Genomic DNA, 18,747 nt, shown 5'->3' with positions numbered 1-18,747 from the left:
CATCAGCAATTGATTAAAAGTCAACTGCTCTACCAACTGAGCTAACGACCCTTTCTTTCCTGTTGTTGCCTGTGTCTTGGCAACGGCGGCATATAATACTCAGATTTTTATTCGACGCAACCCATAACGTCCTTTTATTTTCATTTTTCTGTCAAATTACGACTAAACGGTCAAAATGAAAACAAATCGCTGAGTATTTATACCAGTACTAATTGAGTTTAGTCAGGTTTCTACGAAATACAGTGAAATTTGGTGCAGAAGTTTTATGCACTCTAAATGGAATTTTTTGAAAAAAACTTTTCTCTAACTCATAAAAAAGCCTCTTTAAAAGAGGCTTTGTTCATTACAAGTTATTTAACCGAGATTCAGCGAGGCGTTTTGCCGAAGAATCAGGGTAATCATTTACAACTTGTTGAAACAGCTGACGTGCTGTTGAACTGTCTCCCGTTCGCTCAGCAATGACACCTAGTTTTAATAAGGCATCAGGACGCTTGGAAGAATCGGTAAAGCGATTAGCTACAATATTAAATTGCTCACTTGCTTCGCTCCACTGCTGCTTATTAAACAGCAACTGCCCTAACCAATAGTGCGCGTTTGGTGCGTAACCACTGTTGGGAAAGCGTGAAATGAACGATTGAAACGCAGGAATGGCTTTATCGTACTCACGAGACTTAAGGATCAAATTCACCGCATTTTCGTAGGCTTCATCTTCACCTGCTTGCGGAGCTTGCGTTGGCGTAGATGCTGTTGGAGAGCTCACAGAGCCCGAATCAACACCTGCACTAGGCATGGCACTACCTTGTAGCGCGCCGCTTTGCTTAAGTGCTTCCACGCGTTTATCTATTTCAAGGTAAAGCTCACGCTGACGCTCAAGTACTTTTTGAAGTTCATTGGTATTAACTTCAACCGCACCACGCAGCTGGTCGACTTCCATTTGCATATTGTCTAGTTGCGTTTGAAGCCTGTGTTGCATTTCGGTTCGGCTCTTAACAATACGCTCTAGCACAACAATACGCTGCTCTAATTCACTGCCGCCATTGGCGTCTACCACAGGCGCTTGCGCAAATGCGGTAGAAACAGCAAGGGCGGCACATAAAGTGACGCCCATTTTTAATGTCTTATTCGTAAGAATAGTCATTAGCGGTAAACAACCACTCCGCGACGGTTTTGAGCAAATGCATACTCAGTAGAACCCATCACTGCTGGTTTTTCTTCGCCGTATGAAACTACTGTTACTTGGCTGCTGCTTACGCCAGCATTAAGTAGGTAAGTCTCAACAGACTGTGCACGACGTTCGCCTAGCGCAATGTTGTACTCTGGCGTACCACGGCTGTCAGTGTGACCTTCAATAGTCACTTTAGTGCTTGGGTTTTTCACCAAGAACGCCGCGTGCTTGTCTAGAATACGCTGGAACTCTGGCTTGATGCTTGAGCGGTCAAAGTCAAAGTAAACGGTTTGTTCGTTCTTCAGCGCTTCCATTTCTTGCTGAACCATTTCTTCTTGACGCTTCATACGCTGTGCAGCTTCTGCTTTAACGCGCTGTGCTTCTGCTTCACGTGCTTCCGCTTCTGCAGCCGCTTGTTCTTGTGCAAGGCGGTTACGCTCTGCTGCCAATTCTTCTTCGCTAGGGCCTGAAGAACATGCCATCATTGTCACTACTGGCAATGCGATAATGAAGCTCTTCATCACTTTATTCATTTGCATCCTACTAATCCTTAAATTTTATTGTTTAGTCGTTAAATTGTTAGAACAAAAATGGTGACCAACTTGGCGATTTAACTTGCCCATTGGCTGCTGGTAACCTAGCTTTAAAACGCCCATCTAAAGAAACCAGTGACAACACTTGGGTTCCCTCGTGAAGGGTGCTGTATATAATCATGCTTCCATTCGGCGCTACGCTTGGTGATTCATCTAAGTACGTCCGTGTCAGTACTTGAGGTGATCCACCATCCAAAGACTGCTTCGCAATGTGATAGTTCCCATTAGTTTGGTTTACCATAATCATTTGCTTGCCGTCTGGGGAAATCGTACCGCCAAGGTTCTGTTCACCTACAAAGGTAACTCGCCTTACTTTCCCAGAATTTAAATTTACGCTATATATCTGGGGTTTACCACCCCGTTCCGAGCTAAATATTAACCCACTGCCGTCTGGTAGCCACGCGGGCTCCGTATCAATCGCTCTATTTCGTGTTACTCGGCGAAGATTTTTTGTCGCTAAGTCCATCACATAGAGTTCAGGGTTTCCATCTTTCGATAAAACCATTGCAAGTTGCTTGCCATCTGGTGAAAACACCGGGCTACTATTTATTCCAGGGAAATCAGTAATGCGCGTACGCTCGCTGGTGTAGATATTCTGAATGAATATTTGCGGTCTACGATTTTCAAAACTAACGTAGGCAAGCTTCTCGCCATCAGGCGACCACACTGGCGACATAAGCGGCTCTGGCGAAGACAACAAGCGCGTTTCGTTCTCACCATCGTAGTCTGCAATGACTAATTGGTAAGGTTTTTCTACCGTGTCACGGTCGCGAACAATGACGTAAGCAATTTTCGTTAAAAACGCACCGCGAACACCGGTCAATTTTTCATACACAATGTCGCTAATTCGATGCGCATACTGGCGAAAATCTCGACCGTTGATCACTGCCTGACGGGCAGCTAGTACGTGATCATTACTCGATACCAAATTGCCGTCTTTGAGTACTTTAGCTTGCCCATTGTCAACTTGCCCTTTAAGTACATCAATCAACTCATAGGATACAAGGTAACGGTCGCCTCCTTGTGGCTCAATACTTCCTACTAAAACCGTGTCCACACCTAAGGTTGCCCATGCAGTGAAAGACACTTGTTCCGCTGTCTCCGGGTACTGTGGCATTTTGTCGACAGATACCGGATTAAACTTACCACTACGCATTAAGTCGGCCATCACCACTTTAGAAATATCGCCAGGCATGCTGCCCTGACCTTTCCATTTAAATGGCACAACCCCGATTGGACGTGCACTATCTACGCCCTCGGTTATCACAATTTCTAAGGATGCAAACACTTTGGCACTGAATGCCACCGTAATAAGCGCTATCCATAAACCTAGTTTTTTCATACCACTATAATTCCACTTTTAAAGTAATGTCTTTTAACTGCTCGTAAACGTCTGGCGCATCAGATACCGGTAACTTTTCGGCCCTGCGAACCGCGCTTTCAGCCGCTCTACACAGCGCATCATTGCCGCCGAGTACACGAATACTCGTAACAAACCCTGACGTTGCTAACCGAATATTCAATCGACAGGTTTTGCCTTGATAGCTGTCGTCTGAATACAAATTGCGCTTAATGGTTTGCTGAATAAGCGCGGTATAGCGCTCTACTTCAGTAAGTACCTGTTTTCGCCTACGTTCTTGCTGAGCAGCTTGTTCTTTTGCAAGCTGCTCTTGCATGATCCTTTCCATTTCAGCGCGTTCAGCTGCTTCTTTTTTCTTTCGCTCAGCCTCAGCTTTCGCTTTTGCTTCGCGCTCCTTACGCTCTTGTTCCTTCTGCGCCGCTAAGCGCTCCAAGTCTTTCTGACGTTTCGCTTCAGCCGCTTCTGCTTCACGCTTCTCTTTCGCACGCTTGGCTGCTAGCTGCTGCTGGCGTTTTTTCTCTGCCGCGGCTTCTGCTTTTCTTTGCCTTTCTTGCTCTTCGGCTCTTGCTTGAGCTTCAGCTTGTGCCTGCTCCCTTTTTTGATCCGCAATCGCTTGCGCATCAATAAACGTCGCTTCTATCACAGGCGCATTCGACGGCATACTTGGCAACGGGTCAGGAGAGAAACTGACGCTAATTAGCAACAGCGCAGCAATAAAAAGATGCAAACCAATGGACTTGTACAAGCCTACTTGTTCTGGGCTTATACTGTTGGCTTGCTTGGCACTTTTGCCGTTCTTTTTATCACCACTTACACCGTTACTCGCGTTGTTTGAGTGGCTAGCGGTTGACGTGCTTTTCGACACTTCAGGTTTAGACATATCTATATTACTCAACCGGATCCGTCATTAACCCTACTGAAGGCACACCCGCCTGCTGTAATAACACCATTAGCTGTATCACTTCGTTATACGCTACTTGTCCATCGCCTTTTACCACTACGGGCGTATTGGGCTCTTTGGTCAATTGTGCTTTTACAATAGCGCCAAGCTCTTCTTCGCTAATTGGCGATTCCTGGTCTTCGCCTACATTAAGGAAGTAGCGACCTTTAACATCCACTGACGCAATAATAGGTGGTGTATCTTCTTGCTCTATCGGGTTGGCACTTGCTTTAGGCAAATCTACCTTTACCCCTTGAGAAATAAGCGGCGCCGTTACCATAAAGATAATAAGCAACACCAACATCACGTCGATGTAGGGCACTACGTTTATCTCTGATACCGGCCTGCGGCGTTTTCTTACATACATAACAAGTCCTCCGTTTGGAATGTAAACGCTTAGGCTTGTTGTTGTGCTTGCGCAGCAACGGCTTGGCGATGAAGGATTGCAGAGAACTCTTCCATGAAGTTGCCGTAGCTATTTTCTAGCTTCTCAACCTGATGGCTGAAACGGTTGTAGGCAATAACCGCAGGAATAGCGGCAAACAGGCCGATAGCAGTTGCAATAAGTGCTTCTGCAATACCCGGCGCTACCATTGCAAGGGTAGCTTGCTGCACTTCACCTAGTGCGATGAAGGCATTCATGATCCCCCACACAGTTCCAAATAGACCGATGTAAGGACTAATTGAGCCCGCCGTGGCTAAAAAGGGTAGACGACTTTCTAATTCTTCGACTTGACGAGACATAGAAACGCGCATGGCACGGTATGTACCATCAACTATGCCGTTGGTAGCGGTGTTAGACTTGCGCAGGCGAACAAACTCTTTAAAGCCTGAGCAAAAGATGCTGCCCATGCCTGTGAGGTTAGTTCTGGCAGAAAGCTCTTGATAAAGACGGTTAAGGTCAGCGCCTGACCAGAACTTATCTTCAAACTGACGCATTTCGTTGCGTGCCGCCGACAACGCTTTGCTGCGTTGGAAGATAAACGTCCACGACGCTATCGACACGCTTAGCAACAAAAGCATAACTAGTTGAACAATAAAACTCGCTTGTAAAAACAAGCCAATAAAAGTGAGATCAGATGACACGCGAAATTTCCCCTAACAAAGTACGTGGTAATCTTTTTGGCTTCATAACGGCCAAATCGACGCAGGCAACCTTGATATCTCCCGATACCAATGTAACGCCTTGTTCATTTTTAATAATTTGTTGAAACGTCATACTAGCGCCTTTCAATTCTACAACGCGTGTTTCAATACTCAACAGTTGATTGAACCGTGCAGGCGCATAGTTATGCATTTCAACGTGTTTGACGACGAAAGCGATGGATTGTTCCATCAGCGTGTCTTGTTCAAAACCTAGCTCGCGAAGCCACTCTGTACGGGCTCGCTCCATAAACTTTAGGTAATTCGCATAATAGACGATACCGCCTGCGTCGGTATCTTCGTAATACACTCTTACCTGGTGTAAATGCATAACTATTCCTTCACCTAAAAATTTAATAATCCAAAGCGGAGTTAAAATAACTAATTAGCGCGACAAAATGCAGAACAAAAACACTCCACAAGCCCCACCAAAGCTAACATTTAATCAAAAGTAAACCAATATTAAACACCCAGTTAACACATTAGTTTTTCTAATTCAAAACAACAATTTTACTCAATTGTAGTTTTTTCTGCTCTCCCTATAATGCACAGCATCAGTCGTACAGAGCGTGATGGTGCTTAGCACGGTCATGCAAGAGTTATTCTCCTGTTAGACATGAGTTCCCTGGATTTATTTCCTTCAACACTTGTTGTTTTAGCCCGCTCACTTGAGCGGGCTTTTTTTTGCTCAGCATTCGTTAAAGAGAACTTCGCTTGCGCTTAACTCTCGATATTCACATCAGTAAACATTCAAAAACAACGCAACCTGAGCAAGGCCATACCAAAAAAAGCCCAGCAATCCAGCTAGGCTTAAAAGATGAACGTCTTCACGTTTAATCTGGGATTAGAAGCTATTCAGACGGTGTGAAACCAAAATGAAGATAGGCGCGCTGAGACACTATGCGACCGCGCGGTGTGCGCTGAAGAAACCCTTGCTGAATAAGGAAAGGTTCTATCACGTCTTCAATCGTTTCTTTTTCTTCACCAATGGCTGCCGCTAAATTATCTAAGCCTACTGGACCCCCATCGAATTTCTCGATAATAGCACTAAGCAATTTGCGGTCCATGTAATCAAATCCTTCTTTGTCTACATCAAGCATGTCTAAGGCTTTAGCTGCAGTTTCAGCGCCCACGGTACCGTCAGATTTTATTTCGGCATAGTCGCGAACACGGCGCAGTAAACGGTTGGCAATACGTGGGGTACCCCGTGAACGACGAGCAACTTCTTGCGCCCCCTCCTCGTTCATTTCTAAGTTTAGATAACTTGCACTTCTTGCAACAATGCTGGTGAGGTCTTTAACATTGTAAAACTCTAAGCGTTGCACAATACCGAAACGGTCGCGCAATGGCGACGTTAACGAGCCTGCGCGCGTGGTTGCCCCCACCAAAGTAAAAGGCGGCAAATCTAATTTAATAGAACGGGCCGCCGGTCCTTCGCCTATCATGATATCAAGCTGATAGTCTTCCATAGCCGGATAGAGTATTTCCTCTACTACCGGGCTTAAACGGTGTATTTCATCAATAAACAATACATCGTTACGTTCGAGGTTGGTAAGCAGCGCTGCAAGGTCGCCCGCTTTTTCGAGCACAGGGCCAGAAGTGGTTTTAATATTCACGCCCATTTCATTAGCTACAATGTTAGCAAGCGTGGTTTTACCTAGGCCCGGCGGTCCAAAGATAAGCAAATGATCGAGGGCATCGTCGCGATTGCGCGCAGCCTGAATAAATATTTCCATTTGCTCACAAACATGAGGCTGGCCCGTGTAGTCTTCCAACATCTTAGGGCGAATGGCGCGATCGATAACTTCATCTTCGGTACTGGCTTCAGGCGTAATCAGTCTGTCGGCTTCAATCATGATAGTTCTACTTTAAACGGTAATTCGAAGGTGACCTTTCTCGATATAGCCACCTTCACTGTGCGCCATTAAATGGCCGCTTTTAGCGCTTCGCGAATAAGGGCTTCGCTTTCCATGCCCTCGCTATAAACGCTTTCAACTAACTTACTTGCCTGCGCGGGCTTATAACCTAACGCGATAAGTGCGCTTTGCGCTTCCTCCCGCGCGTCGTTAACTTCAACAATAGTGTTTGGCGATAACAAGTCGCCACTCGGAGGCGGGACAGCAATACTCTGCGCTTTGCCAAACTTAGCTAATCGGTCTTTAAGTTCTACCACTAAACGCTCGGCCGTTTTCTTACCTATGCCGGGTAAACTCACCAGCGCAGATACATCTTCGTTTTGCACGCTTGCCAAGAACTGACCTGCCGACATGCCGGATAAAATAGCCAAACCAAGTTTTGGACCAACACCGTTTGCTTTAATTAGCTCGCGAAATAAACCTCGCTCCATTTTGTCGGCAAAGCCAAACAGCAGTTGGGCGTCTTCGCGAACCACAAAGTGCGTGTATACCACGACTTCTTCACCCACTGCTGGAAGCTGATAAAAGCTCGTCATAGGCATGTGAATTTCGTAGCCAACACCGGCCACATCTACAAGAATTTCTGGTGGCTGTTTTTCAGCCAACGTACCGCGAATTCGTCCTATCATGAATTATCTCTGTAAAAGCGTTAGCTTTAGGCAGCGTTAACGCAAGCGGCCGCGAACGGTTTTTCGGGCTTGCCCTGCCATGTTTATCAGGCTCTGTTCGGTATGTGCATGACACAAGGCAACGGCCAAGGCATCTGCGGCATCGGCTTGTGGGGTGCCACTTAAATTCAACAGGTGCTTTACCATATGCTGAACTTGTGTTTTATCTGCGCCACCTTTTCCAACTACCGACTGCTTTATTTGCCTTGCGCTGTATTCAGCAACAGGAAGTTGCGCTTGCGTGGCTGCCACAATGGCGGCCCCTCTGGCCTGACCAAGCTTTAGCGCTGAATCAGGGTTTTTCGCCATAAATACTTGCTCAATAGCAAACTGGTCGGGTTTATATTGACGAATAATATCGCCAACACCGGTAAAAATATTTGCAAGGCGAGAAGGCAAATCTGCCGTACCAACGCGAATACAACCGCTAGCCACATACACGAGTTTACCTTGCTTACGCGCAATTAAACCGTAGCCTGTAATCCGAGAACCTGGATCTATACCCAGTATAACCATTAAGGCACACTCGGTACAAACAAAGATACCGCTTCTTTATTGGAGGGGGACCATAAACGCGCTAACGCTTCTTCTTTCGACACCCATTCATATTGCAAATGCTCAGTCAAAATTAAGGGTAGTTCACTGTTTATCTGGAGGGAAAATACGTGTTCTGTGTTATGCACAGTACCTGGCGGGTAGCGATGTAGCCAACGGCTACGAATTTCATATTGATTTTGTTTTTTGTGGTCGTTAAGGACAAACCCGTGTGCTTTGGCATCAATACCAATTTCTTCACACACCTCGCGATAAGCGGTTTCGATGGGTAGCTCACCCTCTTCTAACGCGCCGGTTACCGACTGCCAAAAGGTGGGGTCGTCTTGTCGCTGTAAAAGCAGCACTTGGTAGTGTTGATCAAACAACACTACCAGTGCAGATTCAGGCTTCTTATACGCCATAAATTACGATTGCTTTTTCACCGTAGCGATAGCAAGTTCTTCAAGCTGCTGAGGATTTGCAGGGCTAGGTGCCGACGTTAATGGGCAAGCTGCTGTGGTCGTTTTCGGGAACGCCATTACGTCGCGAATAGAGGTTGCGCCTGTCATAAGCATGACTAGACGGTCTAAACCAAATGCAAGGCCAGCGTGTGGCGGCGCACCAAAGCGTAGTGCGTCAAGCAGGAAGCCAAACTTGTTCTTCGCTTCTTCATCGTCAATGCCTAAGATATTGAATACAGTAGACTGCATATCTTCGTTGTGAATACGTACAGAACCACCGCCTAATTCAACACCGTTTAATACCATGTCGTAGGCGTCAGATAGGGCTTCAGCTGGGTTGGCTTTAAGCTCATCAGGCGTTAGGCCGCGCGGTGCGGTAAACGGGTGGTGAATAGCGTGAAGCTGTCCGTCAAACTCTTCGAACATTGGGAAGTCAACAACCCAAAGCGGCTTCCATTCGCCTTCAAGAAGCTCGAAATCTTCACCCAGCTTAAGGCGAAGTGCGCCCATCGCTTCAGTAACAACCGTGTAGTTATCTGCGCCAAACAATAGAATATCGCCGCTTTGAGCACCGGAGCGTTCAATAATTGCATTGGTAATATCTTCTGTTAAGAATTTAAGAATTGGCGACTGCAGACCGTCAAGCCCTGCTGTAGCGTCGTTAACTTTAATCCACGCTAAGCCTTTCGCGCCGTAAATACCTACAAACTTGGTGTACTCATCAATTTGCTTGCGCGATAGTGAGGCGCCGCCAGGTACGCGGATAGCCGCAACGCGACCTTTCGGGTCGTTTGCTGGGCCACTGAATACTTTAAAGTCAACGTTTGCAAGCAGGTCTGCAACGTCCGTTAGCTCTAACGGGTTACGCAAGTCTGGCTTATCGCTACCAAAGCGCTTCATGGCTTCTGCATAGGTCATGCGCGGGAAGTCGCCAAGGTCAACATCTAGCATTTTGTTGAATAAATCGCGGATCATACGCTCTGTAATAGACATTACGCCATCGGCGTCTAAAAACGTGGTCTCGATATCGATTTGGGTGAACTCTGGCTGACGGTCAGCACGCAAGTCCTCATCTCGGAAACACTTAACGATTTGATAGTAGCGGTCCATACCCGACATCATAAGCAATTGTTTAAATAGCTGGGGCGATTGCGGAAGTGCGAAAAATTCACCTTTGTGGGTACGGCTCGGTACTAGGTAATCACGGGCACCTTCTGGTGTAGCCTTAGTAAGAATAGGTGTTTCGATATCAAGAAACCCTTCTTCTTCTAGGAAACGACGTACTGCGCCGGTTACTTTTGCACGAAACTGCAAACGCTGGCTCATTACCGGGCGACGAAGATCAAGGTAACGATAGCGAAGGCGCTGCTCTTCTGAGTTTTCTTGGTTCCAATCTAACGGCAATACGTCAGCTTTATTGATCACTTCAAGGCCAGTGCCAAGGATCTCAATTTCACCTGTGCGCATATCTTTATTGATTTGTCCTTCAGGACGCGCACGCACCTTACCAGTAAGTTTAACGCAGAACTCGCTGCGCAGGGTATTAGCAACAGATAGCACCTCTGGTAGGTCTGGGTCGAACACCACTTGTACGATACCTTCACGGTCACGTAAGTCGATGAAAATTACACCGCCTAAGTCGCGACGCTTGTTAACCCACCCGCAAAGGGTAACTTCTTGTCCAATGTATGATGAATCGATATTCCCACAGTAATCTGTGCGCATGGTCGTTGACCCCTGATAATTTCTCTTGCTCGGCACGTAGTAAATTCGACGTAATTTTAAACAGAGTTTTGGGCTTATTAGTTTGACTAATTTCGCGTAAACTCTCTGGCCAGTGAGTTGGCCCGTCAGCTACATGCATAATGTAATGATTTAAAGGCCGCATAGTATAAACAAATGCTTGCTAAAGCCCAATGACAAATATGCACAATTCAGCCATATCCCGCGGAAATCTCTACATTGGTTTGCCAATGTGGCAACACAGCCACTGGCCCAATACGTGGTTCGCGAATTATCCGAAGTCAGATAACGCCCTTTCGATTTATGCCCAAGAATGTAATACGGTGGAAGGAAATACCACGTTTTACTCTCTACCTCACCAAGACGCGGTGATACGCTGGGCTAACTCGGTGAACGATGACTTTCGCTTTACCTTTAAATTTCACCAAAATATAACGCATGTGCATCAACTGCAGCACTGTGAGGAAGAAGTTGCCCAACAGCTTTCACTGCTAACCCCTCTTAAAGACAAATTAGGCGTGATGATGCTGCAATTGCCCGCATCGTTTGGCCCAGATAAACTGGGCGTATTGGAACAGTTTCTCGCAGCCCTGCCCACTGAACTGAATGTAGCGGTCGAGGTACGCCATTTAGCGTTTTTTGCCAAGGGTGATGAAGAAAAAGCGCTAAATCAGGTTTTAATTCGCCATAACGCTAACCGCATAATTATGGATACTCGGGCGCTTTTTACTGGCCCCTGTAATAATGCGCTGCTTGAAGAGGTAAGAGACAAGAAGCCTAGGATGCCAGTTAATGTGATTGCCACCGGCAGTACGCCTGTAGTTCGGTTCGTTGGAAACGATGTAGACGATGATAACCTTCGCTGCTTAACGCCGTGGGTAAAGAAAGTCCATCAGTGGCTAAATGACGGGAAAGACGTGTATTTCTTTTGCCATCGCCCCGATAACAAAGACGCCCCTTGGCTTGCCCAGCAATTTATTGATTTATATAACTATCAAGCATCGTCACGTGCTTTTAATAACCTCTCGATAAAACACCAGCCTGAGCAAAACCCTTTATTCTAAATGCATAGTATTATTCTAATTAAACTGTAAACTAGTGGGTCTAGCTTTTCATATTTAGATTACCGCGATAGACTTTCAATGAACCATGAGTATGAAAAGGCGCGTCTTGCCGCGCTTGAATCGTTAGATATTTTAGACACGTCCCCCAGCGAACAGCTCGATGCATTAACGAAACAAGTACAAACAGAATTTAAATGTAAAACCTGTCTAGTTAGCCTTGTGGCAGAAGACCGCCAATGGTTTAAATCTCGACAGTGTATGGATGCAACAGAAACGCCACGTAATATCTCTTTTTGTACTTACGCGATTGCTGAAGAAGAGTATTTGATAGTCCCTGATGCCAAGGCCGACAAAATATTTGCGAATAACCCCTTAGTTACGGGTGAGCCCTACATTAGAGCGTATGCCGGATTTATATTGCGTAACAAGGATGGCTATGAATTAGGTACGCTTTGTTTACTTTATGACGAGCCTAAAGCGTTTTCTAGTGACAACATAGACACATTAAAACAGTACGCACGTATTACTGAAAACATTATCTTTTCAGAGCATTTGCAATAGTTTAGTGTTAGTCAACGCAATAAAAACAATACGTTTTGTGGTATTTGATTAGCCATAGATAACACGCTTATATTGGCTTGTTGCATTATTGAAAACCGCGTTTCTTCGGACGTAACGTTGGCATAGTCCGACTGTGTAACTTGCGCGTTCGCTCGTTCAACGTTTACGCTTGTATTAGAACGGCCTAATTTAGACCTAATATTTGATTACTAAGGCGCGTTGAAATTTGTAAGCCAGCGGCATCATCACTAGCGTTATTGATGCGAAGCCCTGAAGTAAGTTGCTCGAAAGAACGACTAAGCCCTTTATTGACGCCAAATAAGGTATTAGTGGCCTGCTGCGCTGCCACGTTGGTATGCAAAAACATAGTTGATCACCATATACATAACACCTTATATAAAGATAGTCGATTACGGCTGGCGATCAGCGTGGCAGGTCAAAAAACATACTAAAGAACAATTAAGAAAAACTAACGGCGGTATTTAAGCTATCTGGCGCGCCGTTAGTTTTTAAAGAATTAAAAGTTAACTACCTGAAATCGGCCGCATTTAACTCATGTTTTTTCATAAGCTTATGCATATCTGTGCGGTTTCTACCAGCCAGTTCAGCGGCCCGCGTTACGTTACCGTCAGTCATTTTTAATAACTTATGTAGGTACTGCTGCTCGAAGGCATCTCTCGCTTCGGTTAGTGTTGGCCAGCTTTGCTTGGTAGCAGACAGTGCCTGCTCAACAAGATGAAGCGGGATCACCGGCGTTTGCGTTAATGCTACACACTGCTCTACAACATTGACTAATTGACGTACGTTACCCGGCCAAGATGAAGTTACCAGCTGCTGCATAGCGTCATCAGAAAACTGACTAACGTTAACACCGTGGCGCTGCGCACTTTGCTGTAATAAAGAACGCGCCAACAGCGGAATGTCTTCGCTACGAGATTTTAGAGACGGAAGTTTTAAATTCACCACGTTTAAGCGGTAATACAAGTCTTCTCTAAACGTGCTTTCTTCCATTTCCTTGTGCAGGTCTTTGTGGGTGGCTGAAATGATACGCACATCGATGTCGACATGTTTACTACTGCCCACTGGGCGTATTTGACGTTCTTGGAGCGCTCTTAACAACTTCACTTGAAGCGTCATGGGCATATCGCCGATTTCGTCTAAAAATAAAGTGCCGCCGTCGGCTTCCCTAAATAACCCGGGATGAGCGGCAACGGCTCCAGTGAACGCGCCTTTTGCGTGACCAAATAACTCTGATTCAAGAAGGTTTTCTGGCAATGCGCCACAGTTAATGGCAACAAATGGTTTATCGCTTCTATTGCTAGCCTTGTGAATAGCATTGGCTAACAGCTCTTTACCCGTGCCGCTAGCTCCGCTTATGAGCACTGACACTTCCCGTTTAGCTATACGAAAAGCTTGGTCTAATACGTTGAGCATTTCTGGAGAACGAGTAATGATATCTTTCGCCCAGTCTCCCGGCTGCGCAGCTTGAGACTGGCTTAACGCTTTTTGAAGTAAAGTGCGTAGTTCGTCGTGATCCACAGGCTTAGGTAAGAAACCAAAAACGCCGCGCTGCGTTGCCGCCACTGCATCGGCAATGGTGCCGTGAGCTGTCATTAGAATAACGGGGATATCTTTCCTAATTCCCATTATTTCTTCAAACAGGCTTAACCCATCAAGACCCGGCATGCGCAGGTCGCTTAACACGACATCAAAGCTGTCATTTTGCAGTTTGCGTAGGGCAGACTGGCCATCTTCGACTGCCGTGACGTCATAACCTTCGCCTTCTAAGCGAATGGTTAATAAGCGCAATAAGCTTTTATCATCATCAACCAACAATAAGTTAGGGTTACTACTCGCCTTTTCGCTCACTGTTGTGTACTCCTGTTTTTATCCATCAGTGTTGCTTCAATTTGCAACAATTCTTCTAATTTTTTGCGCAAGTTTATTGCTTCTTTGTTTAGCGCTTCTAGCTGCTCGCCACGAGATGTATTTTCTTGCTCTAATACTACCATTGCTGATTCGAGCTGCATGACTTGGTTATTCTGTGCCCCCGCAACAACATTAATTAACTCTTGCGCAGCCGGCGTAAACCCACCCGCAATGTTATTCACCGCTAGTTGAGCCCTTAGCCTGTCTTGATACGGCGTGTCGTTCGGTAGCGTCAGAATATAAGCGTGCAAAGTGTCATATACCGAATCACTGAGTGACTTCAACGTATGCTTGCGCTTAAGCCAAGGTTGGTTCGCTGCGTCTATCCATTTGTTTAACCAATAGGTTGCATCGCAATTGTGTTCAAAGGTTTGTGGCGGTTCATCAAACAAACAAAAACCGCGCTCTACTTTTGCTACCGGCGAGGCCTTTTCGGCCTCGTTGGTGTTGTCGTTATTTCTGGTTAAACTCTGACATCCAGTCAGTACCAGTAAGGCGACAATTAAACCACTTATTCTCATTTTTACTTTTCCTGCTGCGGAATGGTCACTCTAAAGCAAACATCGGCATAGTCTACATCTACCACGCGTACATCACCATGCATTAGTCGAGCGCAATCGGCAACAATAGATAAACCTAACCCAGTCCCAATAACATTATCGTTTCTCGGTTCCGTTCCTCGAATGAAAGGTTCAAATAAGGTGTGTACTGACTCTGGAGCAATGCGTTTACCGCGATTAGCCACGTCTAGTACAAGATTATCATTTTCGTTATAAAGATGTATGTTTATAGGTCTACCCACTGCACCATGTGCAACAGCATTAGACACCAAGTTATCAAGAACTCTTCTAAATAATTCCTCGTCTATTTTAACCTCGGGTGAGGTAATATTCACATCAACCTCTCTATCTTGAATAGCCAATGCATAGTCTTCTAAACATGCCGAAACTAGCTTGTTGGCATCGCTTACTACCATTTTAGGCTGCGCTTGCTGTAACAGAAGGTTATAGTCGAGTAGCTTTTCAACAAGCGTGTTTAAGCGTTGGGTGCTTGCTGTAAGTAGCGAGAGAACCTCTCTCTGCCCTTTGTTCAATTCGCCTACAACATTTTCAGAAAGTAAACTGCACCCTTCTTTTATACTTGCTAAAGGGGTTTTTAATTCGTGGGCGGCGTGCCGCAACAGTGCTGTTCTTATGTGTTCAAGCTGCTGAAGTCTGTCATAAAGCCAATGTAAGTCTTTTTCGACATCAATCAACTCTCTGGGTGCCTGACGCGACAACGGCGGTAACTGGCCATCACTTCGCGCCATTATCCTTATAATTTTTTTGAGATTATTAACGGGGTTAACTATAAGTTGACTACCTAACAGTATAAGAAGCAACGATACGCTGACCAGCATGGCGGTAGACCACGCTTGCTTCGCTTGCATTGCGTTTAGGTCATCTTGTTGAAGCTTAACCCGTTCGTTAATTGTCGCTTCAACATCGTCACGTAGTAGTTCGACGCTGTCGCCAACTGACGCTAAATAGGCATTCAACAGCAGTTGATCTTCAATAGTTCGGTATTCAGCTAATTGGGATAGCTGCTCAGAAAGTCGAGAGCAGGTCGTGGGTATCGACAACGCCTGACAAAGATTATCTGCGGCTACGGCAAATTGCTCTATTGCATTGTCGGAAAGAGATGCTACTTGTTCGTTTCTCAAAACGGCAAATTGGCGAACGCTTCTTTCAACGTCAACAACGGCATTATCAAGGCGCTGCATATCGCTAACAACATCTACCACAAAACGGGTTTCTAGTGTTGTCATTTTGCCCACTTTAGCCAAGTCGCTTTGACTTTGCCAAAGTAAGGCAATAAGGGGAATGAGGGCAAGTAAAAAACTACCTAGCGTTAACTGCCTCAGCGAGCCCAGCTGTACTAAGCGCTCGCTCAACGAAACCTTGTTTATCAGAACCTTACCCTCATTAGTTTGTCGTGTTTTATCTACTCACTTGCTGTGAGCTTTTTATTACCCGGCGTTAACTCACTTTTCACCAATTCGGCTTCAGAAAGCTTGCCATCTTCGTTATCGTCTATTAACCCAAAATTACGCAACAGCCCAGTATGGCGCACTGACTCTTTCAGAGAAATAAGACCGTCTTTGTTTGTGTCTAACTGCTGCAATAACGTGCGCGCGGGGTTTGCGTGCGCATCCGCTACGGATATGGCTTGTACTGCAGCTACAGCACAAAGTGCTATGAAAACTTTTTCGAGACGTTTCATCATGAATCCTCCGCAAAATGCTTATAAAATCCTTCTCTTTCGCTCTTAACTAGCTTCAAATCATTAACAATAAGAAGATAGAAAAAGGCTGCTAGATACTATCACTAGTCTTCAATTAACCACTATCATAATTGCATTGAATTTTATTATGCCATTTTCAGACCAACAGTTAAAATAGGTTATAAATCAATGACTTTTGTAAAATTAGATATTCACAATGAAAGGAACAAAGAAATTGTGTTGCAATAAAGAAACACTACTGTGAAACCATAACAATAGCTGTTAAAGGTTCACAGTAGGCGGTGCTAGGCCATCGCGGAGGCATCGTAACGGCAGGGAGAACGCACGAGCGCAGAAAGAGGGATAGGCTTGCTAAACAGGAAGCCTTGAACATTGTCACACCCGTGTTCTCTGAGGTAATCCCACTGTTCATGGTTTTCTATACCTTCAGCACAAACAGAAAGAGAAAGGCGCTTTGCAAGATCGATAATTGCACCGGTAACCAGTCGGCTGCGCTCGGAAGTTTGAAGTTCCGTAACGAATTGCCGGTCTACTTTCAATGTATCGATATTAATTTGAGTGAGGTAACTTAACGACGAATACCCTGTACCAAAGTCATCTAGGGCGATAGCACACCCCATATTCGCTATTCGTCTGAAAAACTTATTGGATAAAGCAAAATTTTCAAGATAAGCGCTTTCGGTAACCTCAAACTCAACGTTTTCTGGATTTATGTCATATAAATTGAAAGTATTGTAGATATAGTCAAAAAGTTGATTACTCCTCAGGTCGTGCCCCGATAAGTTAATCGACGCTCTGAATGGTGTTAAAGCCCATTGCTTTAAATCTGGCATATCAATACAAACTTGCTTGATGATCCAGCGGGTTATGGCCGTTATTTTGCCCCCTTGCTCTGCAATGGGTATAAACTCATTGGGCATAACCAGCCCAAACTCGGGGTGTTCCCAACGGATTAATGCTTCAACGCCAACTACCTCACCTTCATTACTCACTTTAACTTGGTAGTAAACAACAAACTCATCGTTTAAGAGTCCTTGTTCAATGCCGTTTGCCAAATGAAGCTTACGCTTATGAGACTCGACCATATCTGGCGTAAACAACGTGTAACTGCCTCTTCCCCTGGCCTTCGACCGGTACATGGCCAAATCTGCATTGCTCATAAGCTCACTTAGGTCATAGCCTGCATCTGACGCTGTAGCTATACCCACGCTCAGACCTACGGTCAATGACAGCCCACGAAGCTCAAAAGGCTCATCAAAAGCAGTGATTAATCGGGTAGCCAGACGTTGCGCTTGTTCGGTGGAAGCATCTCTATCAGGAAGCACTAAAAACTCATCGCCCCCTAAACGAGCAAACAGGTCGCCATCACGCAATAAACACTGCACCCTATCTGCCACTTCGATAAGAATAAGGTCGCCAGTTTCATGGCCTAACGAGTCATTGATACCCTTAAAGCCATCTAAATCAAAAAATAGAAGCAATAAGTCTTCGTCATTTCTTTTCGCTCTTGCTAACTCTAAACGCAAGTTATCAAGTACGAACTGTCGGTTAGGCAATCCGGTTAAGCTATCAAAATTAGCCAGCCTCGACATGGTCTCTTGCTGGTCCACCAAGGTTTGCTTTTGTTCAAAGTTAACCAGCAGCTCCACTTCAATAGCATCCAGCAAGCTATTGATGTTACGGGCAAGCTGACCGACTTCGTTAGAAGACTCTATCGAGTTTCTAAGCGCGTAATCTTTTGATTCATAAACCTCTTGGGTAAATTTCCCCAACGATGCTAAAGGTGAGAGAAGACGGTAGAAAATAAAGAAACATGTTCCCGTACACAATAGCCAGAATGCTAAAATAAATGGCACTTGCTTAATAAGTTGGCGAGTTGAGTTTGAAGCCTTAACTTCATTGGTATCAACGTAAATAACCAGGTGCCCCATTGGGTAAAGGCTACTGCCAATGATTTGATGTGCGGTGATCACGTCTTCATACTGTGCAATACCAAAAGGTACATTCTCTGGAGAGGTAGGTACTGCCTCATCGTCAAATTTTAATGATTGCTTGGGTTGTACTGTCGAGATAACCCTATAATCATTATCGTAAAGGGTTGCACTAAGAAGATATGGGTGTTCTTTAACCGGTTGGAATACAGAAGAAAGTAACGCATTATTACCTGGATTTTTTTGCATTAAAATCGAAAGCTGTAACGCAAGTGAGTTACTTAGCGCGGCCGTATTATCCGCGACAACAGTCATCACTGACTCACTGTGTTCTAACTTATTTACAATAGCTATTGATGTGGCCAAAATAGCCATAGAAACGGATATGACTAACCCGACAGAAATTTTTAAGGTTTTAAACACGTTTGTGCCTTACTGAACTACTTCGCCTTTGCC

The 18,747-nt window shown here is 45.2% G+C and carries 21 protein-coding genes; 2 read left to right on the top strand and 19 right to left on the bottom strand.

Going from position 1 to position 18,747, the window contains the following annotated elements:
• Positions 1 to 343 precede the first annotated feature (343 nt).
• The 12 genes from ybgF to aspS form a co-directional block, all read right to left on the bottom strand.
• Positions 344 to 1,138 (bottom strand): tol-pal system protein YbgF, encoded by a 795-nt coding sequence (gene ybgF, locus ACX5J7_RS11540; protein ID WP_014948871.1) that lies wholly within the window; start codon positions 1,136 to 1,138, stop codon positions 344 to 346.
• On the bottom strand, positions 1,138 to 1,704 hold the full coding sequence (gene pal / locus ACX5J7_RS11535; protein ID WP_014948870.1) for a peptidoglycan-associated lipoprotein Pal: 567 nt from the start codon (positions 1,702 to 1,704) through the stop codon (positions 1,138 to 1,140). Before pal ends, ybgF begins: the two co-directional genes overlap by 1 nt.
• Before the next feature lie 40 nt (positions 1,705 to 1,744).
• Positions 1,745 to 3,100, bottom strand: a complete 1,356-nt coding sequence (gene tolB, locus ACX5J7_RS11530; RefSeq protein ID WP_156078109.1) for a Tol-Pal system beta propeller repeat protein TolB — start codon at positions 3,098 to 3,100, stop codon at positions 1,745 to 1,747.
• A 4-nt stretch (positions 3,101 to 3,104) separates the two neighbouring features.
• Entirely contained in the window at positions 3,105 to 3,998 is an 894-nt protein-coding gene (gene tolA / locus ACX5J7_RS11525; protein WP_498707256.1) for a cell envelope integrity protein TolA, read from the bottom strand.
• Between the two features lie 7 nt (positions 3,999 to 4,005).
• Entirely contained in the window at positions 4,006 to 4,425 is a 420-nt protein-coding gene (gene tolR / locus ACX5J7_RS11520; RefSeq protein ID WP_014948867.1) for a protein TolR, read from the bottom strand.
• 29 nt (positions 4,426 to 4,454) lie between these two features.
• Positions 4,455 to 5,144 (bottom strand): protein TolQ, encoded by a 690-nt coding sequence (gene tolQ, locus ACX5J7_RS11515; RefSeq protein WP_014948866.1) that lies wholly within the window; start codon positions 5,142 to 5,144, stop codon positions 4,455 to 4,457.
• Entirely contained in the window at positions 5,134 to 5,532 is a 399-nt protein-coding gene (ybgC, locus tag ACX5J7_RS11510; RefSeq protein ID WP_014948865.1) for a tol-pal system-associated acyl-CoA thioesterase, read from the bottom strand. Before ybgC ends, tolQ begins: the two co-directional genes overlap by 11 nt.
• Positions 5,533 to 6,052: 520 nt before the next feature.
• Positions 6,053 to 7,057: a Holliday junction branch migration DNA helicase RuvB gene (ruvB, locus tag ACX5J7_RS11505; protein ID WP_020745632.1), complete on the bottom strand. Its 1,005-nt coding sequence runs from the start codon at positions 7,055 to 7,057 to the stop codon at positions 6,053 to 6,055.
• Positions 7,058 to 7,125: 68 nt separating this feature from the next.
• Positions 7,126 to 7,746, bottom strand: coding sequence for a Holliday junction branch migration protein RuvA (gene ruvA, locus ACX5J7_RS11500; RefSeq protein ID WP_015066687.1), 621 nt, complete (start codon positions 7,744 to 7,746; stop codon positions 7,126 to 7,128).
• Positions 7,747 to 7,782: 36 nt separating this feature from the next.
• Entirely contained in the window at positions 7,783 to 8,301 is a 519-nt protein-coding gene (gene ruvC, locus ACX5J7_RS11495; RefSeq protein ID WP_014948862.1) for a crossover junction endodeoxyribonuclease RuvC, read from the bottom strand.
• On the bottom strand, positions 8,301 to 8,741 hold the full coding sequence (gene nudB, locus ACX5J7_RS11490) for a dihydroneopterin triphosphate diphosphatase (RefSeq protein WP_015066686.1): 441 nt from the start codon (positions 8,739 to 8,741) through the stop codon (positions 8,301 to 8,303). Before nudB ends, ruvC begins: the two co-directional genes overlap by 1 nt.
• A gap of 3 nt (positions 8,742 to 8,744) precedes the next feature.
• Positions 8,745 to 10,505, bottom strand: coding sequence for an aspartate--tRNA ligase (gene aspS, locus ACX5J7_RS11485; RefSeq protein ID WP_015066685.1), 1,761 nt, complete (start codon positions 10,503 to 10,505; stop codon positions 8,745 to 8,747).
• 200 nt (positions 10,506 to 10,705) lie between these two features.
• On the opposite strand from aspS, the gene ACX5J7_RS11480 reads away from it, so the two are divergent.
• The gene (locus ACX5J7_RS11480; RefSeq protein ID WP_498707255.1) at positions 10,706 to 11,587 is read left to right on the top strand and encodes a DUF72 domain-containing protein; all 882 of its coding nucleotides are present in this window, start codon (positions 10,706 to 10,708) and stop codon (positions 11,585 to 11,587) included.
• A 78-nt stretch (positions 11,588 to 11,665) separates the two neighbouring features.
• Complete coding sequence (locus tag ACX5J7_RS11475; protein ID WP_041912761.1) at positions 11,666 to 12,148, top strand: GAF domain-containing protein; 483 nt, start codon at positions 11,666 to 11,668, stop codon at positions 12,146 to 12,148.
• A gap of 11 nt (positions 12,149 to 12,159) precedes the next feature.
• Here the strand turns inward: ACX5J7_RS11475 and ACX5J7_RS11470 are convergent, their stop codons facing one another.
• From ACX5J7_RS11470 to ACX5J7_RS11440, 7 genes are all read right to left on the bottom strand, one after another.
• The gene (locus ACX5J7_RS11470) at positions 12,160 to 12,348 is read right to left on the bottom strand and encodes a flagellin (protein WP_080652888.1); all 189 of its coding nucleotides are present in this window, start codon (positions 12,346 to 12,348) and stop codon (positions 12,160 to 12,162) included.
• Positions 12,333 to 12,515, bottom strand: a complete 183-nt coding sequence (locus tag ACX5J7_RS11465) for a flagellin N-terminal helical domain-containing protein (protein WP_015066681.1) — start codon at positions 12,513 to 12,515, stop codon at positions 12,333 to 12,335. The genes ACX5J7_RS11470 and ACX5J7_RS11465 overlap by 16 nt, the downstream gene beginning before the upstream one ends.
• Before the next feature lie 161 nt (positions 12,516 to 12,676).
• Positions 12,677 to 14,017: a sigma 54-interacting transcriptional regulator gene (locus ACX5J7_RS11460; protein ID WP_462835179.1), complete on the bottom strand. Its 1,341-nt coding sequence runs from the start codon at positions 14,015 to 14,017 to the stop codon at positions 12,677 to 12,679.
• Positions 14,014 to 14,598: a hypothetical protein gene (locus ACX5J7_RS11455; RefSeq protein ID WP_278385218.1), complete on the bottom strand. Its 585-nt coding sequence runs from the start codon at positions 14,596 to 14,598 to the stop codon at positions 14,014 to 14,016. Before ACX5J7_RS11455 ends, ACX5J7_RS11460 begins: the two co-directional genes overlap by 4 nt.
• 2 nt (positions 14,599 to 14,600) lie before the next feature.
• The gene (locus ACX5J7_RS11450; RefSeq protein ID WP_020743184.1) at positions 14,601 to 16,010 is read right to left on the bottom strand and encodes a sensor histidine kinase; all 1,410 of its coding nucleotides are present in this window, start codon (positions 16,008 to 16,010) and stop codon (positions 14,601 to 14,603) included.
• A gap of 50 nt (positions 16,011 to 16,060) precedes the next feature.
• Positions 16,061 to 16,342, bottom strand: coding sequence for an EF-hand domain-containing protein (locus tag ACX5J7_RS11445; protein WP_023559576.1), 282 nt, complete (start codon positions 16,340 to 16,342; stop codon positions 16,061 to 16,063).
• Positions 16,343 to 16,644: 302 nt separating this feature from the next.
• Complete coding sequence (locus ACX5J7_RS11440) at positions 16,645 to 18,714, bottom strand: putative bifunctional diguanylate cyclase/phosphodiesterase (RefSeq protein ID WP_015066676.1); 2,070 nt, start codon at positions 18,712 to 18,714, stop codon at positions 16,645 to 16,647.
• Positions 18,715 to 18,747: the final 33 nt, after the last annotated feature.

This window comes from Alteromonas infernus, assembly GCF_902705815.1.
The sequence above is the reverse complement of the archived record's forward strand: the minus strand, read 5'-3'. Positions and strand labels throughout refer to the sequence as shown.